Here is a 16539-nt window from a genome sequence, read left to right on the forward strand (position 1 = left end):
GCTGTCTTTTAACAGCCTATTTAATTATAATATTTTGAGTACCTATGAAACCACTTTTTAGAATTTTTTTGTTATTTCTTTGTTTTAACTATGTGAGAGGTCAAGAAAAAAAAGATTATTCGGAAATCGAAGTAAAGTATAAATATACTTTTGTACAAGATACTTTGGATAAATTATCTACAATTAATGAGCCTATGGTATTACTCACTAATGGCAAAAAATCTATATATTATAGTGAAAATTATAAGGCTGCAGTGGATGGTTTTGGGAAAAAACTGGAAGATGCAATGAAAACCGGAAATATTGTTGATCCCGGCTCTCTTCCGAAATCTAAGGTAAAGCATAACGTATATAAGGATGAAAACAAAACCTATATATCAAATTATTTAGGGAGAAATTATTACACCTATGAGAGTCCTGATAAACTTGACTGGCAAATTGATAATAAAAGCACTTCTATTATTGGCGGCTATAAATGTAATAAAGCAGTTGTAAGTGCAGGAGAAAAAAAGTTTATAGCTTGGTTTACTTATGATATTCCAATAAGTGATGGTCCATACAAATTTAGAGGACTTCCTGGATTAATATTAAAGATCAATGAGGTGAATAATTATATAGGTTTTGAACTTATATCAATAAATAAAACGAGTTTACCCATTGAGCAAAAAAAAGGGTTAATTGTATCCAAAGATCAATTTATAACAAAGAGAAAAGAATATATGAATGACCCTTATCAAGGTAAAATTAATAACCCTGAGTATAGAAAAATGATTGAGGACAATAAAAGGAAATATAACAATTCTTTAGAATAAAAAATAAAACACCTGAAATTACAGGTGTTTTATTTTTCATTATTTCTATACATCATTATAGCTAGCATTATGAGTGAGCTGTGTACCTATAATTACAGTTGTAGCTTCATCAAAAGGATTTTTACAATATCCGTTTTGTTCCATCCAGTGACATCAATTTGATATTCACCTTTAACAGATCTGAAATGATTAAAATAAGAAAATACTCCAACCAGGCAGGATATCCTGAACCGCGACGGGTCATCAGATACACCTTATTCTGGTGCCAGTCCGGAAATGCAGAAATTCTGATTGACGAACATATTTTTGTGATGAAAACCGGTCAGGTTGTAACCATTACTTCAGGACAGTTTCATCAGTTAAAATCAGTAGAAGGAGAATTGACTGCATTGGAATTTACGCTGGATTTTTTCTGTAAAAGTGATAGTGATATCGAACTTATCTTCCACAATGGTCTCTTTTGCCATTTTGGAATGAATGAAATGATCACTGTACAGCGTCCTGAATTTTTCTCTGAAACATTGAATACTATTGAAAAAGAAATTCTGGAACAGCCTTACCAGTATCTGATCTCTACACATTCTCTGGTGGAATTGCTTCTCGTAGAAATCAACCGCAGTAAAATTGCCCACGGCGATGAAATATGGAAGCCCGATGCTTTATTTTTAAAATTCCTTGAAAGTGTAAGGGCAAATTTTAAAAATAATTATCAGGTCTCTCATTTTGCTGATCTTCTCGGAACTACTGAAGCCAAATTGAATGAGGTTTCAAAGCTTCATACCAGCAAAACGGCCCAGAATGTGATCTACAGCCTCATTATTTCTGAAGCTAAGAGACTATTGATGTATGAAAAGCTGACTGTAAAAGAAATTGCCTACCAGCTTGGTTTCAATGATCCTTTCTATTTTTCAAATTTCTTTAAAAAACATACTTCACAATCTCCCAAAGAGTATCAGAAAGCGGTAAAGGAAATGTAAAAACTTCCAGCTTCCTTCTCCAATATTACATGCTTTTCCCGGAATTGTCTATTCTTTAGGCGACGGCTTTCGCTGAACTTTGTACTGTAATTAAAACCTAAAAATTATACGTATGAAAACGCAACAGGATACCGCCGTTTTTTTATTAAGAATTGCTCTGGCTGCCGGATTTTTATCAGCAGTAGCAAGCAGGCTGAATCTTTGGGGAACTCAATCTTCAGGCTGGAAAAATTTTGTTCATTATACCGCTGAAACCAATTCATTTTTACCACCATTGTGGGCAGCCATTATTGCAATATTATCAACCATTGCTGAACTGTCAATCGGCATTCTGCTTCTTCTGGGTTTTCAGATAAAAAGAACAGCAAGGTACGCCTCTGTGCTCACTTTATTTTTTGCTATAGCCATGAGCATTTCTTTTGGAATTAAAGAACCTCTGGACTATTCAGTCTTCGCATTCAGTGCAGGAGCATTTCTTCTGAGTACATTTTCCCAATATACATGGAGTTTTGACCATTTCTTACATCAATAACAATTAAAATTTATATCACATGAACACCAACATCCACGATTACATCGTAAAAACAGAACAGAAAGAATGGCAGCCTTTGATTGAAAAAGGTATTCATTATGACGGTATTTTTGTAAAATCCTTAAAATTTGATACTGAAAAAAACCGTTCTACCAGTATTCTTTTAAAATTTGAACCGGGAGCCAGCTATCCTTATCATAATCATCCTGCAGGAGAGGAATTATTTATAATAGAAGGTGATGCAACGATTGCAGGAGCCCGGCTTGAAAAAGGAGATTACCTATATACTCCGCCTGATTTCAAGCATTCCGTGAAATCTGAATATGGCTGTATCATTCTTTTTGTTGTACCGGAAGAAGTGGAAATTCTTTAAACTGATAACAAACAAAACCACAGTAAACTTTTACCGTGGTTTTATAATTTTACATGATAAAATGGGAATTGTTATTTCAAAACTGTTTTATCAGTTGATATCGGTCTGAAGCCAATTAAAGTTTTTTTCTTTCTTATGACATCCACCAAAGTCTGTACTGAAAAGGTGAGAATAATATATAACGGGATCAGCATACATACGTATTCGATTTCATGTTGTCGATATCCGAAAATTCCTTTTCCCCACGAGATTAATATCCATTGAATCATGTACATTGAAGTCAGATTTTTACTGCAATATTTGAGAATACGTATAAAACCATTTTCTTTGGCGTTTGCCGTAAACGTATTAATCAGCCATAAAAACAGTAGTGTCCAGCCTGCAAAATAAAGAACACCGCCAGGGCCCATGTGATAAAAACCATTGTAATGATAATCACCATACAGAAAAACCAGCGGTGCTCCTATGGCAATAAATAACAGTCCGGCATAGAGCATATTTCTAAATATCTGTTGGGTATTGTAGTTCAGCTCCTGAAACCATTTCCCGAAAAACATTCCGATGATGATAAAGGCCATCCATGGAAAAACAGGGAAATAGACATATGCCGGATAATCGGTATTGAAAAGGAGATCCAGGACATAATTGATCACAGGATAATCCAGGTTAATTCCGCTTACTTCCCTGGATACCAGCGCAACGAATAAACCTATTGCCAGGATAATATATTTATTTTTGACATATTCTCTGATAAATCCTACAAATAATAAGGACATCCCTGCCAGCTGTAAAATATCACCCAATTGTACCAGATATACATACTGCTGTTCTATAGGTGCATCCCATCCATATTTTTGGATAAAATTATCGGGAGCAAAATTAAAAAGCACTGGAATCATAAACTTCATAAAGTTCATGAACAATCCTGCAAATACCAGTAAAGCACCCCGTTTTAAAGCACTTTTAAGACTTTGATGACTGGAAGTCATGAAAGTAATTCCCATACAGATCAGGAAAATGGAAGTTCCCCTTCCAAGAAAAACAATAAAACTGCCGACAGCTGTTTCATATTGTGATTTTACATTGGCATACACCAATAAGGTATGTATAATGATCATTCCGATGACACTTATACCTTTTATTACATCCAGAGTAAGGATTCTTTTGTTTTGTAGTTCCATAGTTTTTAATGAGAATGTGGATTAGATGGACAAAATTGTATTCATTAATGATTTTCTTAAATAATATTTTTATTTATTCTAAATAAAAACCAAATATACAAATTAAAACCACTCCTCATAATTCATGAATCAATTTTCATAAAATAGTAATACTTAAACACTTATTTCAGTATAATTACAATAATATCTTCAACACTCAAGTATGTAATTTTCCCTTTGAACGTCAGAAAATGAAAGTTTAATATTCTATGTCCTTTAATAAAAAACTCTTCCAGCAGGAAGAGTTTTATCATATTTAAATTGATATCTTAAAATCATAGCCCCGAACCAAGCATTTTTATCCAGATAGGTTGATACACAGGATTTTTAACTCCTTCCACATGATAAGGATTAGGAGGAGTACGCTTATTTGTGTTTTGAACAATAGGCTGATCTAATGCAAAAACATTCTCTGCAGGAATATGCAGCTCTTTACAAATCTCCGCCAGCTCTTTTGCTGCCACTTCTTTCACATGATAGGTTGCAAAAACATTTTCAGGTGATGTCAGCAATTTTTGGGAATACCAGCCTGCTATCTTTTTCGTTCTGGAATCACTGTAATCCCATCCTCCTGAAAAGCTGATGATTCTTGCCACAGACTCATGCTGAGCGATAAATTCCGCCATTCCTCCACCCTGGGATTGCCCCGCTATGGCAATTTTGCTCCAAACGGGCTTACCCGTGCTCTCATTCAGATATTGGGACCATGCACCATCTTTATCACTTTTCGACAAATACTGTAAAAGTTTTGTCAGACGAGGTATTATGGCATCCTGATACTGATCCGGAATAGGAAGGAAAGTATTATCACCATAAATACGTTTTCTGCGGAACTCCGCTGCACAATCAACATTTTTACTCAAATAACTGCCTTTACAAACCTGTGAAACTCCCGGGGTGCTCATAAAAGAGAGTGCTATAATTCTATATCCCTGATCTAATGCCGTTTTAAAAAAACTTTGAGGAACGTGATCAGTAGATCCTTTGGTTCCCGTAAGCCAAAGCAATATCTTATTATTTTTAATGCCCTTATCATACATTACGATATGTGCACTGTCCCAATTCTTTACCGAAGGGTCAGCTTCGCTTGGCTTCACTTTAAGTGTTTTATATCCGGAAAAATTGTTAGACGGACTTACCTTTTGTGCTGTCAGATCTCCGGGCAAACTTACCATAAACAACAAAATACATATCACCGTGGTGAATATTGAGGTCTTTTTTTCCATAGTATTTACAATTAAATTAAACAAATAAAACTCTATAACTAAGCACTAAAAATCAGAATCCAGGATAAAATCTACTCCCATCTGAGCGTGCAATAATGTGGTATTGAATATGGGTATCTTAATATCATTCGGACCGATAATAAGTGGGAATTCGGTACATCCCAATATGATGCCTTCAGCACCCATCGTTTCCAGCATTACAATCTGATCCAGTATATATTCTTTTGTTTCAGGTTTTAAAATTCCAAGAGACAGTTCTTTTTGTATAATGATGTGAAGTTTTTCTCTGTCTTTCTTTTTATCGGGAACCATCATATCAATATCATATTTATCTTTTAGGATTTTTGCAATAAATGGCTCCTCCATGGTAAATATTGTTCCAATAAACCCGACCTTCCGAAGACCTTTCTTTCTGATCTCAGCACCTGTTGCATCTCCGATATGCAGTATGGGAATCCTGCTTTGGGCCTGTACATCATGATACACTTTATGGGGGGTATTAGCACAAAACATTGCTGCAGAGGCTCCGGCTTTATATAATTGATCACAGGCTTCAATCAGCATTCCTGCTATGATGTCCCAACGGTCCGATCGTTGTAATTGATGCATATAATACTGATCAAGATTTATTACTACAAGAGGAGGATTAGTATTATTACCGAAATGATCATTGATGGTTTGATTCAGGTACATGTAATATTCAAGCGTTGAATGCCAGGAAAGACCTCCGATAAGACCTAATTTTCGTAATCGGGAATGATGTAGAGGATAATCTATAGAACTTATATTATAATTAGTCATAAATCTGTAGAATTTTTTTTTATGATATAGATGTGATATAAAATTTGACAGTATTTACAATTTCAGTTATTATAATTTTAATAGTTATACCGAAGTACAACCTGTCATTATCTCTGGAAAATTAGCCAACTGTACTTTACATAAATTCTGTTCGCTTTTAATTCGCTTTTAATAAATAAGCTATACCCAAAAGTATAGCTTATCCTTTATGACAATTTTAATGTCAAAAATGACCAAATACAAATCCGATTCTTTAAAAGATCATGCTATAGATTTTCAATAAATAAGAAATTCCTGTCTTCTATAATTTAATAAATTAAATCAAAACATTGGTTTTTCTATACTTTTATAATATATGTCACTTTTTTATTTCCCTAAATAAACAAACATATTGACACTTAAACTTTGAGGCTGTATGTTGATGGACTGCTGTGCTACACCGCCATTTACACTATTCGTGGTAAATGAATGGGAGTGCGGATTTTGGTGTAATACATTAGTATTAACATGATCAAGATTTCTCGTACCTGTACCAATTTTACCGGCTAAGAAGGTATATGAATAAGTATCAGTTGCCGGTTTACCATTGTTATTGATAATATCATACATTATAGTAGGCTCAGCTGAACTGGTGTTACCAGATAACTGAAAATTAGGCAATTGATTCCTTGCTATCACACGGGAGTTGTTGCTGTTAATACTTCCCAATCTTGTACCGTCCTGTACTAAGTAAGAGTTGCTGGCATTAGGAATGTATGATGAAAATCCTAATGAATTTGCAGCAGCTCTTTGAGTAGTGGTCAAACCTCCTACTGGTCTTCCATCAAGTTTTACCCATCCACTGTGATCAGATACCGAAAAACTTGCCTTAATATCTCCAATATTAGCTGAACTTACCCCAACAGTACCTCCATCGGTAGATCTCCAGTTTGAATTACTGAAAACATATTCCAATGCTTTACCATTAGGAACGGTAACCCCATTCAGTGTTGCTCCGAATCCTCCCGAAGTATTGTTAAACACAACAAGTCTCTGACCAGCATTAGGCGCTGCAAATGCATTAATGGTAATTGTTCCTGTAGCAGTACCGGTAAGCTGAACCTGACCTACATTAGGTGGAACCGTTACAGTATTACCGGAAACAGCTAATACAATTTCACGGTTGGTAATCGCTCCATTAACATCCAGTGCTGTACCCGGAGTTGTGTTAATACCTACATTGCCCCCCTCCGGGTTCAACACCAAAGGAAGTCCTGCAGCAGCTGTTTTGTTCTGGCTTGAAATATAAGATCCATAAGGAGAGTTTGCATAGGTTCCGAAATCAAGGGCATGATTACTGCTTCCATCAACCCGAAGCGTGGCATTGGTAGTTGCTGTCCCTTGTGCAGAAGGCTGTGCATTACTCCCGGCTATCACCAGTTTATTAGTGGGAGTCACCGTTCCTACTCCAACATTTCCTCCTGAGGTAATAGTCATTTTTTGAGTATTATTGGTAGTAAATCTCAGATCATTGGCTGTAGTGGTTCCCACAGAAACTACACCTCCTCCGATATATGTTTTTAAGTTCACTGTACCATTGGTATGATTTAATCCAAAACTGTTATCCGGGGTACTGATGGTAAGTTTGGTATCAGGTGTTGTTGTACCAAGACCTACACGGTCATTGGCAGCATCTACGGATAAGGTATTTCCATCTACAGAAAAAGCATTGGTCTGCGTTCCGGTAAATGCTAAGGTATTGGCTCCCTGTGTTACGATCCTGTTACCGGTAAGGGTACCGTCAGCCGTATAAATATTAGTAGAAGTTGTTCCTGAACCACCATCAGTAGATCTCCAGCCAGAGTTACTGTATACATATTCCAAAGCCTTACCATTGGGAATGGTAACACCACCCAATGCAGCACCAAATCCACCTGTTGTATTATTATAAACAATAAGACGCTGCCCTGGGTTAGGAGCGGCAGGTGCAGTAATAACAACTGCACTGGTAGCAGCTCCCGTAAGCTGTACCAAACTTACATTAGCCGGAATAGTAACAGCATTGCCTGCAACGGCTAAAGCGGTTTCACGGTTGGTAATGGCTCCGTTCACATCCAATGTGGTACCGGGAGCAATGAGCCCCAGTCCCAGATTACCATTAGGAGTCATCACCAGATCATCTTTAGCCTGAGCGGAAGTAGGCACCCCACTTGTTGGATTATTTTTCATCCCATCAACACTAAATATACCCTGAGGATTACTGGTATTGATCCCCACCTGTGATTTCGCTGCCAATGAAAACATAATAAATATGCTTGTTAATAATAATTTTTTTTTCATCATTTGTGTATTAATTAATCTGAATAAATTAGTTAGTAATAAAAGTCATTTGTGTTGTGAATGGGGCCATAAAATTTGCCAGTGCAATATTAGAACACTTAAAATAAAATTCATCTTTTAGATCTACATCATCCATACAACACGATACATCATTTATGCATCACGGAGAAAATCTATATAAGCAAGAATCAATAACATGCACGAAATCAACAGATTTAAAATCCGTCTCTCTATACTCAAACAAACTGTTTGTTTTTTGATCCATAATAAAAAAAATATCCCATTCATATCAAAAAACAAGGATGCTCTACATTAAGTAATAAATGCAGAACTAATGGACAACTGTACCGGATGTAAGTGCCAGCAACAAAACGATAGTTTGTATATTAAAAGAATGTAACACTCAAACCAACAAAGAAGGTGATTATCAAGGTTACCAATACGAATATTGTACGAGAAGAGAAATAGAAATAGCAAGTCTTATTATGACAAATCTATAAAGGTTAAACAAACCTACAGAAAAGCAATAATAAAAACCTGCTCCCATGTTTCTCTGAAATTTTATTCAGTTACACTAAATTAACATTTCTAAGGTTCCAATATAGATCTGAAAAAAAGATACAGATTGGTCTCGCTTTCCAGATTCAGTTTTTTACGTATTCTGTACTTTTTTGTCTGTACAGATCTATGCTCCATAGAGACACACTGAGCAATTTCCTTTGATGAAAAGCCTAGCCATATCATAGCACAAAAAGTTAAATCCGATTTGGAAAGATTAGGATTTATTTTCAACAACTCCCTGAATAATTCCGGATATGCTTCCTGGAATTTAGGAAAAAAATCAGCTTTTTTTTCTCTGGCAAGCTGAATGACATTCTCATAATTTTCGCTGAGTTTTCTTTTCAGGTCTGTCGTTTCTTTTCCTATTTCAAAAATTATTTTTTCACTTTCCGCCAGCTTCTTTTTCTTTTTTCTGACATGCAAATAAAAGTAAATGGTAACTAAAATAATTAACAGCATTAAGATACCACTATACCATAATGTGGTATTATTTTGACTTTTAAATTGGACCTTTTCCTTTTCTCTATCTTTATTCAGTTTGTTGATGGAAAGATTTACTGCTTGATTCTGGTTGGCATCAAGGCTGTCCTGCAATGAGATTGCTTTGTTCAGATATTCATTTTCTTTATCAGGATTCCCCTCTTTTTTATAAAGTACAGACAACTCCTTATAATTGCCAAGAATAAGTTTTGGTCTGTTGACCTGTTTTGCAAATCCAATCGACTTCGTAATTGTATCGATGGCCTCACTGATTTTTCCCTGACTGTTCAGAAATATTCCATAATTCTGTAAAACAACAGCTCTCTGGAATTTGTTATGTTTAAATTTTTTGGTTTCTAAAAGCACAAAAGCCTTTTGAAAGTAATATCTGGCAGAATCAGGTTTCGCTTCAAATACGGTATAATGATGGGCAACATTAGCTACATCGAGAGGATTTGCCTCTATTTTCATAGCTTTATGCAGGTAAATAATGCCCGAGTCAGGACGGTCAACTTTATACATGAAGACAGATCTGGTTGAATAGACATAGCGTAAAAACAGACGGCAGTCCCGGTTATCTTTTCTCAGCTTCAGACCATACTCCATAGCTTTTGAATTGTATTCCAAAGCCAGCTTACTCACGTCCATCTTACTATAAACCTGGGCATACTCCTGATTGATTTTACCAAAAAGAAAATTATTATTGCTTTTCCCGGATATATCTTCAGCCTTGTTTAAATATTCCAACCCTTTCTTTAAATCGCCCCCAAATATATACCGGTTCGCAATATTGACATATCCCACTGCCTCTCCTTCACGGTAGCCAATCCGAACCGCTTCCTTTATAATTCCTTTATTCCAACGGATAAGATCATCGTCAGATATTCTTGTCCGAAGTACTTCGTTTGTTTTCATCAGTAAAGTATCAATATTCCTTTCCGTATATCGTTGTGAAAATAATTCCGAACAACATATTATGAAGGAAAATAAAATAATTTTATTCATATTTTTTAAAAAAAACATAATAACGGGTTGTTGATTAAAGATAAAAAAATACTTATCATGACCAAATAAAATTATTATGATAAGTATATCAGATCAATATTTCCAATTTGGAAAAACAGCAGTATTTCAGGAGAAATAAACAACAGCTTCCTATCGATCATAATTTACTGCTCTGGAACATAGCATTACTCCTTTTTTGAACGTTGTCTTTTCTCTGCTTTTATTTACACGGATAACAAGATTTGGAATACATCAGAACATCTGTGATCTCCCGTTTTCGTTTCATATCATTAATAAATTTCAACTTTTCCTTTTTTTTGCTTTAAAAAATGATCAACCATACTATGCAGGATTATGGCATATTCCTTTAAAATTCTACTGCATAGGTCAGTTTCTTTTGCCCATAAAAGCAGCAGCATCAAAAAACTTATTAATTTCATCCTTTTGCTGATATTCCTTTTTCGCAAAGTCCGGAATTTCACGAAGAGATCAAGAGTTCATTTTTCTGATACACATATCTATTTTATTTTTTGGCAAGGTTAAAAAAAAGTGAGAAAAAATGCATAATAACAACATACAGCGTAGATACATCATCCTCCCAAACCATTATTAATAAAGGGTTACAAAATTCGGTACAACTTCACTACATCTTCAACAAATGCATTCGATTTCCACCTGAAAGCAAAAAATTCCGGACTCAAATCAACATGTGCTTACAACAGATGTAAAGATGATCAAAACATAATTAGCTGTCTCTTTACTAATTTAAATCAATAACCTACTCTTAATAATAATTTCTCCACCATAAATCATGATTTGAATTATACCGGCCAATCTATCTTTATTGTCAACCTCTTTTAGCAAACTGATAGAAAGCGACAAAGATAAAAAACAAAGATAGTATTTTCATCATTAATTCACTTAATTGTGGTTTAATTTATTAAAGTTTTTTTCCCTATAAAGCTTATTTTTTTAACAAAAACACGAAAATGATGTATATAAGATAGACCTATGTTGTATCTATGATGAGTATATAATATGCTTACAATTTCCACCAAGCATTACCTTTGCATCCAATCCATAGTAATAAACACACAGATATATAATGCGGTAAAATGTTCACTGCTATTATAACTGTTGAAACAAGAAAATTATTAATTAACACATATTATGAAAAAAAATTTATTCGTAGTAGGATTACTTGCTACCTTTTCATTGGCAAAATCACAGGTGGGGATTAACACCCCAACCCCCGCTGCAACACTTGATGTAACTGCTAAAAACAGTACCGGTACCGGTACAACAGTAGAAGGATTACTTATTCCAAGAGTAGACAGACAAAAAGCTCAGAGTATGACCGGGGTTCCAACATCCACACTGATCTATGTAAACAGTATTGCTACAGGAACTACAGCAGGTACTGCTGTGAATATTGATACCGTTGGCTATTATTATTACAATGGTACCGTATGGACAAAGCTGAGCACTCCTGTTAATATTTACAATGCAGATGGCACGCTTACCGGCAACAGAACAGTAACTCAGGGTACCAATACCTTAGCATTTACCGGAACACAGACCAATGCGTTTTCTGTCAATGGGAAAAACTTTTCAGTGGATGCTGCAAATAGCAGAGTGGGAATTGGTACCATCGCTCCTGCTTCTTCCCTGTCTGTCCAAAACAGTCCGGGAGCTACGACCAGTGCCATTTCTGCAGGAATTGAAAATTGTGGTGCTGCATGTCTGCAAGGAATAGCAAGAAATATTACGCTCTATAATTTAAATGGTACCGGCGGGCAGTTTGGTGAAATAGGATTTATCCCATCAACATCAGAGACAGGACTTTCCGGGGCCAGCATCACAGGTATTGACCGTGATGCAGCCAACAGCTATGCAGGGTTGCAGTTTTCCACCAGAAATGCTACAGATTATGCCCCAAGACTGACGATCAAATCCTCTGGCAATGTTGGTATCGGCACAACGAGCCCTACAAATAAACTTCATATTGAATCCGGCACAAGCGGAGCTTTGAAAATTGTAGACGGTACCCAGGGTACAGATAAAGTTTTAACATCCGACGCCAGCGGAGTTGCTACATGGAAAGCTTTGCCGGCAGCACCTGCATCTGCCAATATTTATAACACAGACGGATCTCTGACAGGAAACCGTACCGTTACTCAGGGAGCGAATACCTTAGCATTTACAGGAACCCAGACTAATGCATTTTCTGTAGATGGGACCACCTTATCTGTAGATGCGGCCAATGACCGTGTAGGTCTTGGTACTGCAACACCAGACACCAAACTGACCATCAGCACCCCGGATAACAGCTTTGGTTTAAATCATACCAATGGTACAGTGAATCTGAAAACGTTTGTCGGAGGAGGAGTAGCCTCCGTGGGAACCACTACAGCAAACGACCTGAGATTTACAACGAATAATACTCAAAAAATGACTATTACTCCAGCAGGAGATGTAGGTATAGGTACGGTCACACCCGACACTAAGCTTACCATCAGTACAGGAGATAACAGCTTTGGATTGAATCATACCAATGGTACAGTGAATCTGAAAACATATATCGGAGCAGGAGCAGGTTATGTGGGGACTACTACTTCAAATAATCTGAACCTGATGACTAATAACAGCGCAAAAGTGGTAGTTACTCCTGCCGGGAATGTAGGGGTAGGAGTAAGTACACCGGACAGTTCGGCATTACTGGATCTTAATGCAGCCAATAAAGGACTTTTACTGCCAAGGGTATCCCTGTCCTCCCCATCGGATGCCAGTACGGTTCCTTCGCCTGCCACCGGACTTATGGTGTATAATAATAACACAGCCATGTCTCCTCAAGGTACGGGAGTTTATTATAACGGAGGAACTCCGGCAGCACCGAACTGGGGTAAAATAGGTCCGGTTTCAAAAATGTATTTCAAGTATTATACCTTTACAAACCCCAACAGTGATTTTATATCTAATTTTGATACAAAAATCCCTGTTTCTTCCTATACAGCTATTGTGGTGGGATTTGACACCAATAGTCATAGTAATCTCAATGCCGGCTTTAAAACTAATGGTTCCACCAATTTTGATTTTGAGACACCAGATATTTATACCTTTCAACAGAACGGAACCTGGAGGATTTATGCCGATGTTCCTAATGCAACTTCGTCGACAAGTCCATTTGTGTGGGGAATCAGATTGCTGATCATTTCCAATGAACAAATGACCGTCCTGAGCGATGGCGGTTATAACCTTGGGGGCAGTTCTACAGGAGCCGCAACAGCATCCCCTGTTCCTTAGTAGTAACAAAGATGTAAGTGAGATGGAATATATTCCTGATAAAATACTCCTCAAAAATATTTTGAGGGGTATTTTTATGTATTAACCTATCCCTTTTCAGTAATGAGGCTGTTTACACTTTTTGTATGCATTTTTTACTTTGTGAAACCATTGATTTTCATCTATATGAACTTTTCCGTAGTCTCATTTTTAAGCTTACTTAATTGAACACAGGTGTTTTTAAATCCACCCATTTGTGTTTTTGTGACTTTTGCAGTTTTGTAAAGTTTAAGTAACTTTAATAATAGCTTTGACCGATTCAGCCTGAAAGATTAAAAATTCCGCTAGATATCCGGGTATCTATATTTTAAAATGCGCAGCAATCACTTTCAGACTTTTTAAAACCGGTATCCCATTCAAAATAAATCCTGATATACAATTCCATCAATGTCTGGTGGTCTATAGGAGAATATCCGCTACAACCACATTTTTTTTAAAAATAAAAAACTAAATGCCTTTAAAAAGGGATTAAAGACTGCTAAAATATGAGATTTCTAAGGTTTAAATAAAAAACATATCACGCATAACAGATTAATTATTTCACACAACAATGATAATACAAAGTATAAAATACAGGAGTTGCATCTAAATGATGTATGTATGATGTACGTATGTTGTATGCGAAAAATATACTACAGCCTTAAATAAGCTTATTTTTGTTAAAGATATTAAGGATATTATGAATATTACGCAATAAGCTAAAGTTCAGAGAAAATAATACCATCGAGCATGATTTATATTTTGTTTAACCATTTAACCGTTGAAAAATAGCAGCACGAAAAACGATACATATTATCTGAGAGAATAGTTTAATGTCGATAAATTACTTTTTATTCATATAAATGATACAAACATCGTGTTAAAGATTAGTACTGAACTTTAAAAAAAAACTTTTGTTCCATAAACACAAAACATATAATCGATATAATGTAAACACACTCTGTTGCTAAGATGGAGTCCGTGACAAAAAAAAGAGATATTAATTTATTCTAATCTTAATTTCTTATATATTATGAAAAAAAATTTATTACTAGCAGGCTTGCTTACCACCTTTTCTCTGGTGGCAAAATCACAAGTGGGGATCAATACCAGTAATCCTCAGGGAATATTTAATATTGACGGATTAAAAAATAATCCGACAACGGGGGTGCCTACCGCTGTTCAGGCGGCTGATGACCTGGTGGTGACTTCTAATGGTAACCTGGGACTGGGACTTATCGCTCCCGGTACCACACTGGATGTGAACGGAGCCATTACCAACCGTGAAACTGCTTTAGCCGTTGCAGGTAATGCTGTGACTATTCCTGCCAATGTAAGCCAGGTACAACTTACCGGTGCTGCTACTGCAACCGTAACGATTACTGCCCCTGTTCCTCCCAATGCAGGACAGCGAATCATTGTCTATAATAATACAACAGGAGGTTTTGGCGCTGCATTGGGTGGTGTTACCATTCCCAATGGCAAGGCCCTGGAATATGTATACAGTAATTCAGGCTGGAGATCTACGGACGGAGGTTCTGTAGGAGCTACTCCGGTTAATCTCTACACAGCAGATGGTACGCTTACAGGAAACAGAACGGTAACCCAGGGCGCCAATACCCTGACATTTACAGGAACGCAGACCAATGCATTTTCTGTAGATGGCAGCACCTTATCCGTAGACGCTGCCAATGACCGTGTAGGTCTTGGTACCACAACACCTGATACCAAACTTACCATCAGTACTCCCGATAATAGTTTCGGTGTCAATCATACCAATGGTATAGTGAATCTGAAAACATTTATAGGCGGAGGAGTAGCTTCTCTGGGAACCACTACAGCTAATGACCTGAGGTTTATAACAAATAATACCCAAAAAATGACTGTTACTTCAGGTGGAAATGTTGGAGTAGGAACTGTGACTCCCACCAATAAGCTGGTGGTAACGGGAGCGAATGCACAGCCTTCAGCATTAGGCACAGCAACTACCAATGCCACATTTAGAGTTGATGGAAGTACCAACCATGCTCTGGACTTCGGAACCTATACGAACTCTCCTTTCGGATCTTATATTTCCAGCCAGAATAAAACTTCAACTACAGGGCTTCCATTAGTATTAAACCCTGTGGGTGGAAATGTCGGGGTAGGTACCAATGCTCCTGATAACTCAGCTTTGCTGGATCTTACTGCTACCAACAGAGGATTTTTGTTACCAAGAGTATCATTAACATCAACAACAGATGGGACGACTGTTCCATCACCTGCAAACGGGCTGATAGTCTACAATTCCAATACAGCATTAATACCTTATGGAGATGGACTTTATTATAATTCAGGAACTTCCGGAGCACCAAAGTGGAGTAAACTAGCCCCTCAGACAACTGATTATCAACTTCTAGGCGTTTTTACTGATAGTGCAACAGCTCCGGTAGGCCAACCAGCACTAGGTAATGGTGTTATTGTAAATAATATTGATCTGGGATTGTCTGTTTCGGTTACTATTCCAGCTAACAGCACCGCTAAAATTCTTGTAGACTATAGTGTTCCGATGGGCACCTCAGTTCCGTCTAATGGTGTACCTATTACCGGTTATTTTGGAATACGTTTTCTCAAAGATGGTACAGAAGCACCGGAGGGTTCGAGAAAATTTACCCTTCCGGAAGGAACTAGTGCCTCTGAAATGGTCTCCGTCTCCGGAAAATTTAGTGAATCCTATAACAACACAAGTGCTTCTCCTGTTACAGTAACCTATACTTTAAATGGGTATGCTGAAAGTAATTCTTATCCAATTAGGTTTAATATGTGGTCCGCTACAGGAACTAATTTCAACTGGGGTAAAGCTTCAATGGCTGCTACCGTTTTCACTAAAGATAATTAATATAAAAGATTACTAATTACCATAAAGGTCTTTT

General features: G+C 36.7%; 11 protein-coding genes. 6 read left to right on the forward strand and 5 right to left on the reverse strand.

Going from position 1 to position 16539, the window contains the following annotated elements; translation table 11 throughout:
- Positions 1 to 44 precede the first annotated feature (44 nt).
- The 4 genes from V0410_RS10155 (at position 45) to V0410_RS10170 (ending at position 2694) form a co-directional block, all read left to right on the forward strand.
- Positions 45 to 812 (forward strand): GLPGLI family protein, encoded by a 768-nt coding sequence (locus V0410_RS10155; RefSeq protein ID WP_330747386.1) that lies wholly within the window; start codon positions 45 to 47, stop codon positions 810 to 812.
- Between the two features lie 185 nt (positions 813 to 997).
- Complete coding sequence (locus tag V0410_RS10160; RefSeq protein ID WP_330747387.1) at positions 998 to 1789, forward strand: helix-turn-helix domain-containing protein; 792 nt, start codon at positions 998 to 1000, stop codon at positions 1787 to 1789.
- A 112-nt stretch (positions 1790 to 1901) separates the two neighbouring features.
- Complete coding sequence (locus V0410_RS10165) at positions 1902 to 2321, forward strand: DoxX family membrane protein (protein WP_330747388.1); 420 nt, start codon at positions 1902 to 1904, stop codon at positions 2319 to 2321.
- Positions 2322 to 2340: 19 nt separating this feature from the next.
- Positions 2341 to 2694: a cupin domain-containing protein gene (locus tag V0410_RS10170; protein ID WP_330747389.1), complete on the forward strand. Its 354-nt coding sequence runs from the start codon at positions 2341 to 2343 to the stop codon at positions 2692 to 2694.
- Positions 2695 to 2765: 71 nt separating this feature from the next.
- Here V0410_RS10170 and V0410_RS10175 read toward each other — a convergent pair whose 3' ends face one another.
- From V0410_RS10175 to V0410_RS10195, 5 genes are all read right to left on the reverse strand, one after another.
- A complete protein-coding gene (locus V0410_RS10175) occupies positions 2766 to 3875 on the reverse strand; it encodes a heparan-alpha-glucosaminide N-acetyltransferase domain-containing protein (RefSeq protein ID WP_330747390.1) in 1110 nt (369 codons plus the stop codon).
- Positions 3876 to 4189: 314 nt separating this feature from the next.
- On the reverse strand, positions 4190 to 5140 hold the full coding sequence (locus V0410_RS10180; RefSeq protein ID WP_330747391.1) for a BPSS1187 family protein: 951 nt from the start codon (positions 5138 to 5140) through the stop codon (positions 4190 to 4192).
- Between the two features lie 45 nt (positions 5141 to 5185).
- Positions 5186 to 5941, reverse strand: coding sequence for an aspartate/glutamate racemase family protein (locus tag V0410_RS10185; protein WP_330747392.1), 756 nt, complete (start codon positions 5939 to 5941; stop codon positions 5186 to 5188).
- Between the two features lie 366 nt (positions 5942 to 6307).
- Positions 6308 to 8263, reverse strand: coding sequence for a beta strand repeat-containing protein (locus V0410_RS10190; RefSeq protein ID WP_330747393.1), 1956 nt, complete (start codon positions 8261 to 8263; stop codon positions 6308 to 6310).
- Positions 8264 to 8848: 585 nt separating this feature from the next.
- Positions 8849 to 10216, reverse strand: a complete 1368-nt coding sequence (locus tag V0410_RS10195; RefSeq protein WP_330747394.1) for a LuxR C-terminal-related transcriptional regulator — start codon at positions 10214 to 10216, stop codon at positions 8849 to 8851.
- Between the two features lie 1260 nt (positions 10217 to 11476).
- On the opposite strand from V0410_RS10195, the gene V0410_RS10200 reads away from it, so the two are divergent.
- Entirely contained in the window at positions 11477 to 13609 is a 2133-nt protein-coding gene (locus tag V0410_RS10200) for a beta strand repeat-containing protein (protein WP_330747395.1), read from the forward strand.
- A 1051-nt stretch (positions 13610 to 14660) separates the two neighbouring features.
- A complete protein-coding gene (locus tag V0410_RS10205; RefSeq protein ID WP_330747396.1) occupies positions 14661 to 16505 on the forward strand; it encodes a hypothetical protein in 1845 nt (614 codons plus the stop codon).
- Positions 16506 to 16539 lie beyond the last annotated feature (34 nt).

Origin of the sequence: Chryseobacterium sp. CP-77 (assembly GCF_036362765.1) — a bacterium.
Classification (GTDB): domain Bacteria; phylum Bacteroidota; class Bacteroidia; order Flavobacteriales; family Weeksellaceae; genus Chryseobacterium; species Chryseobacterium cupriresistens.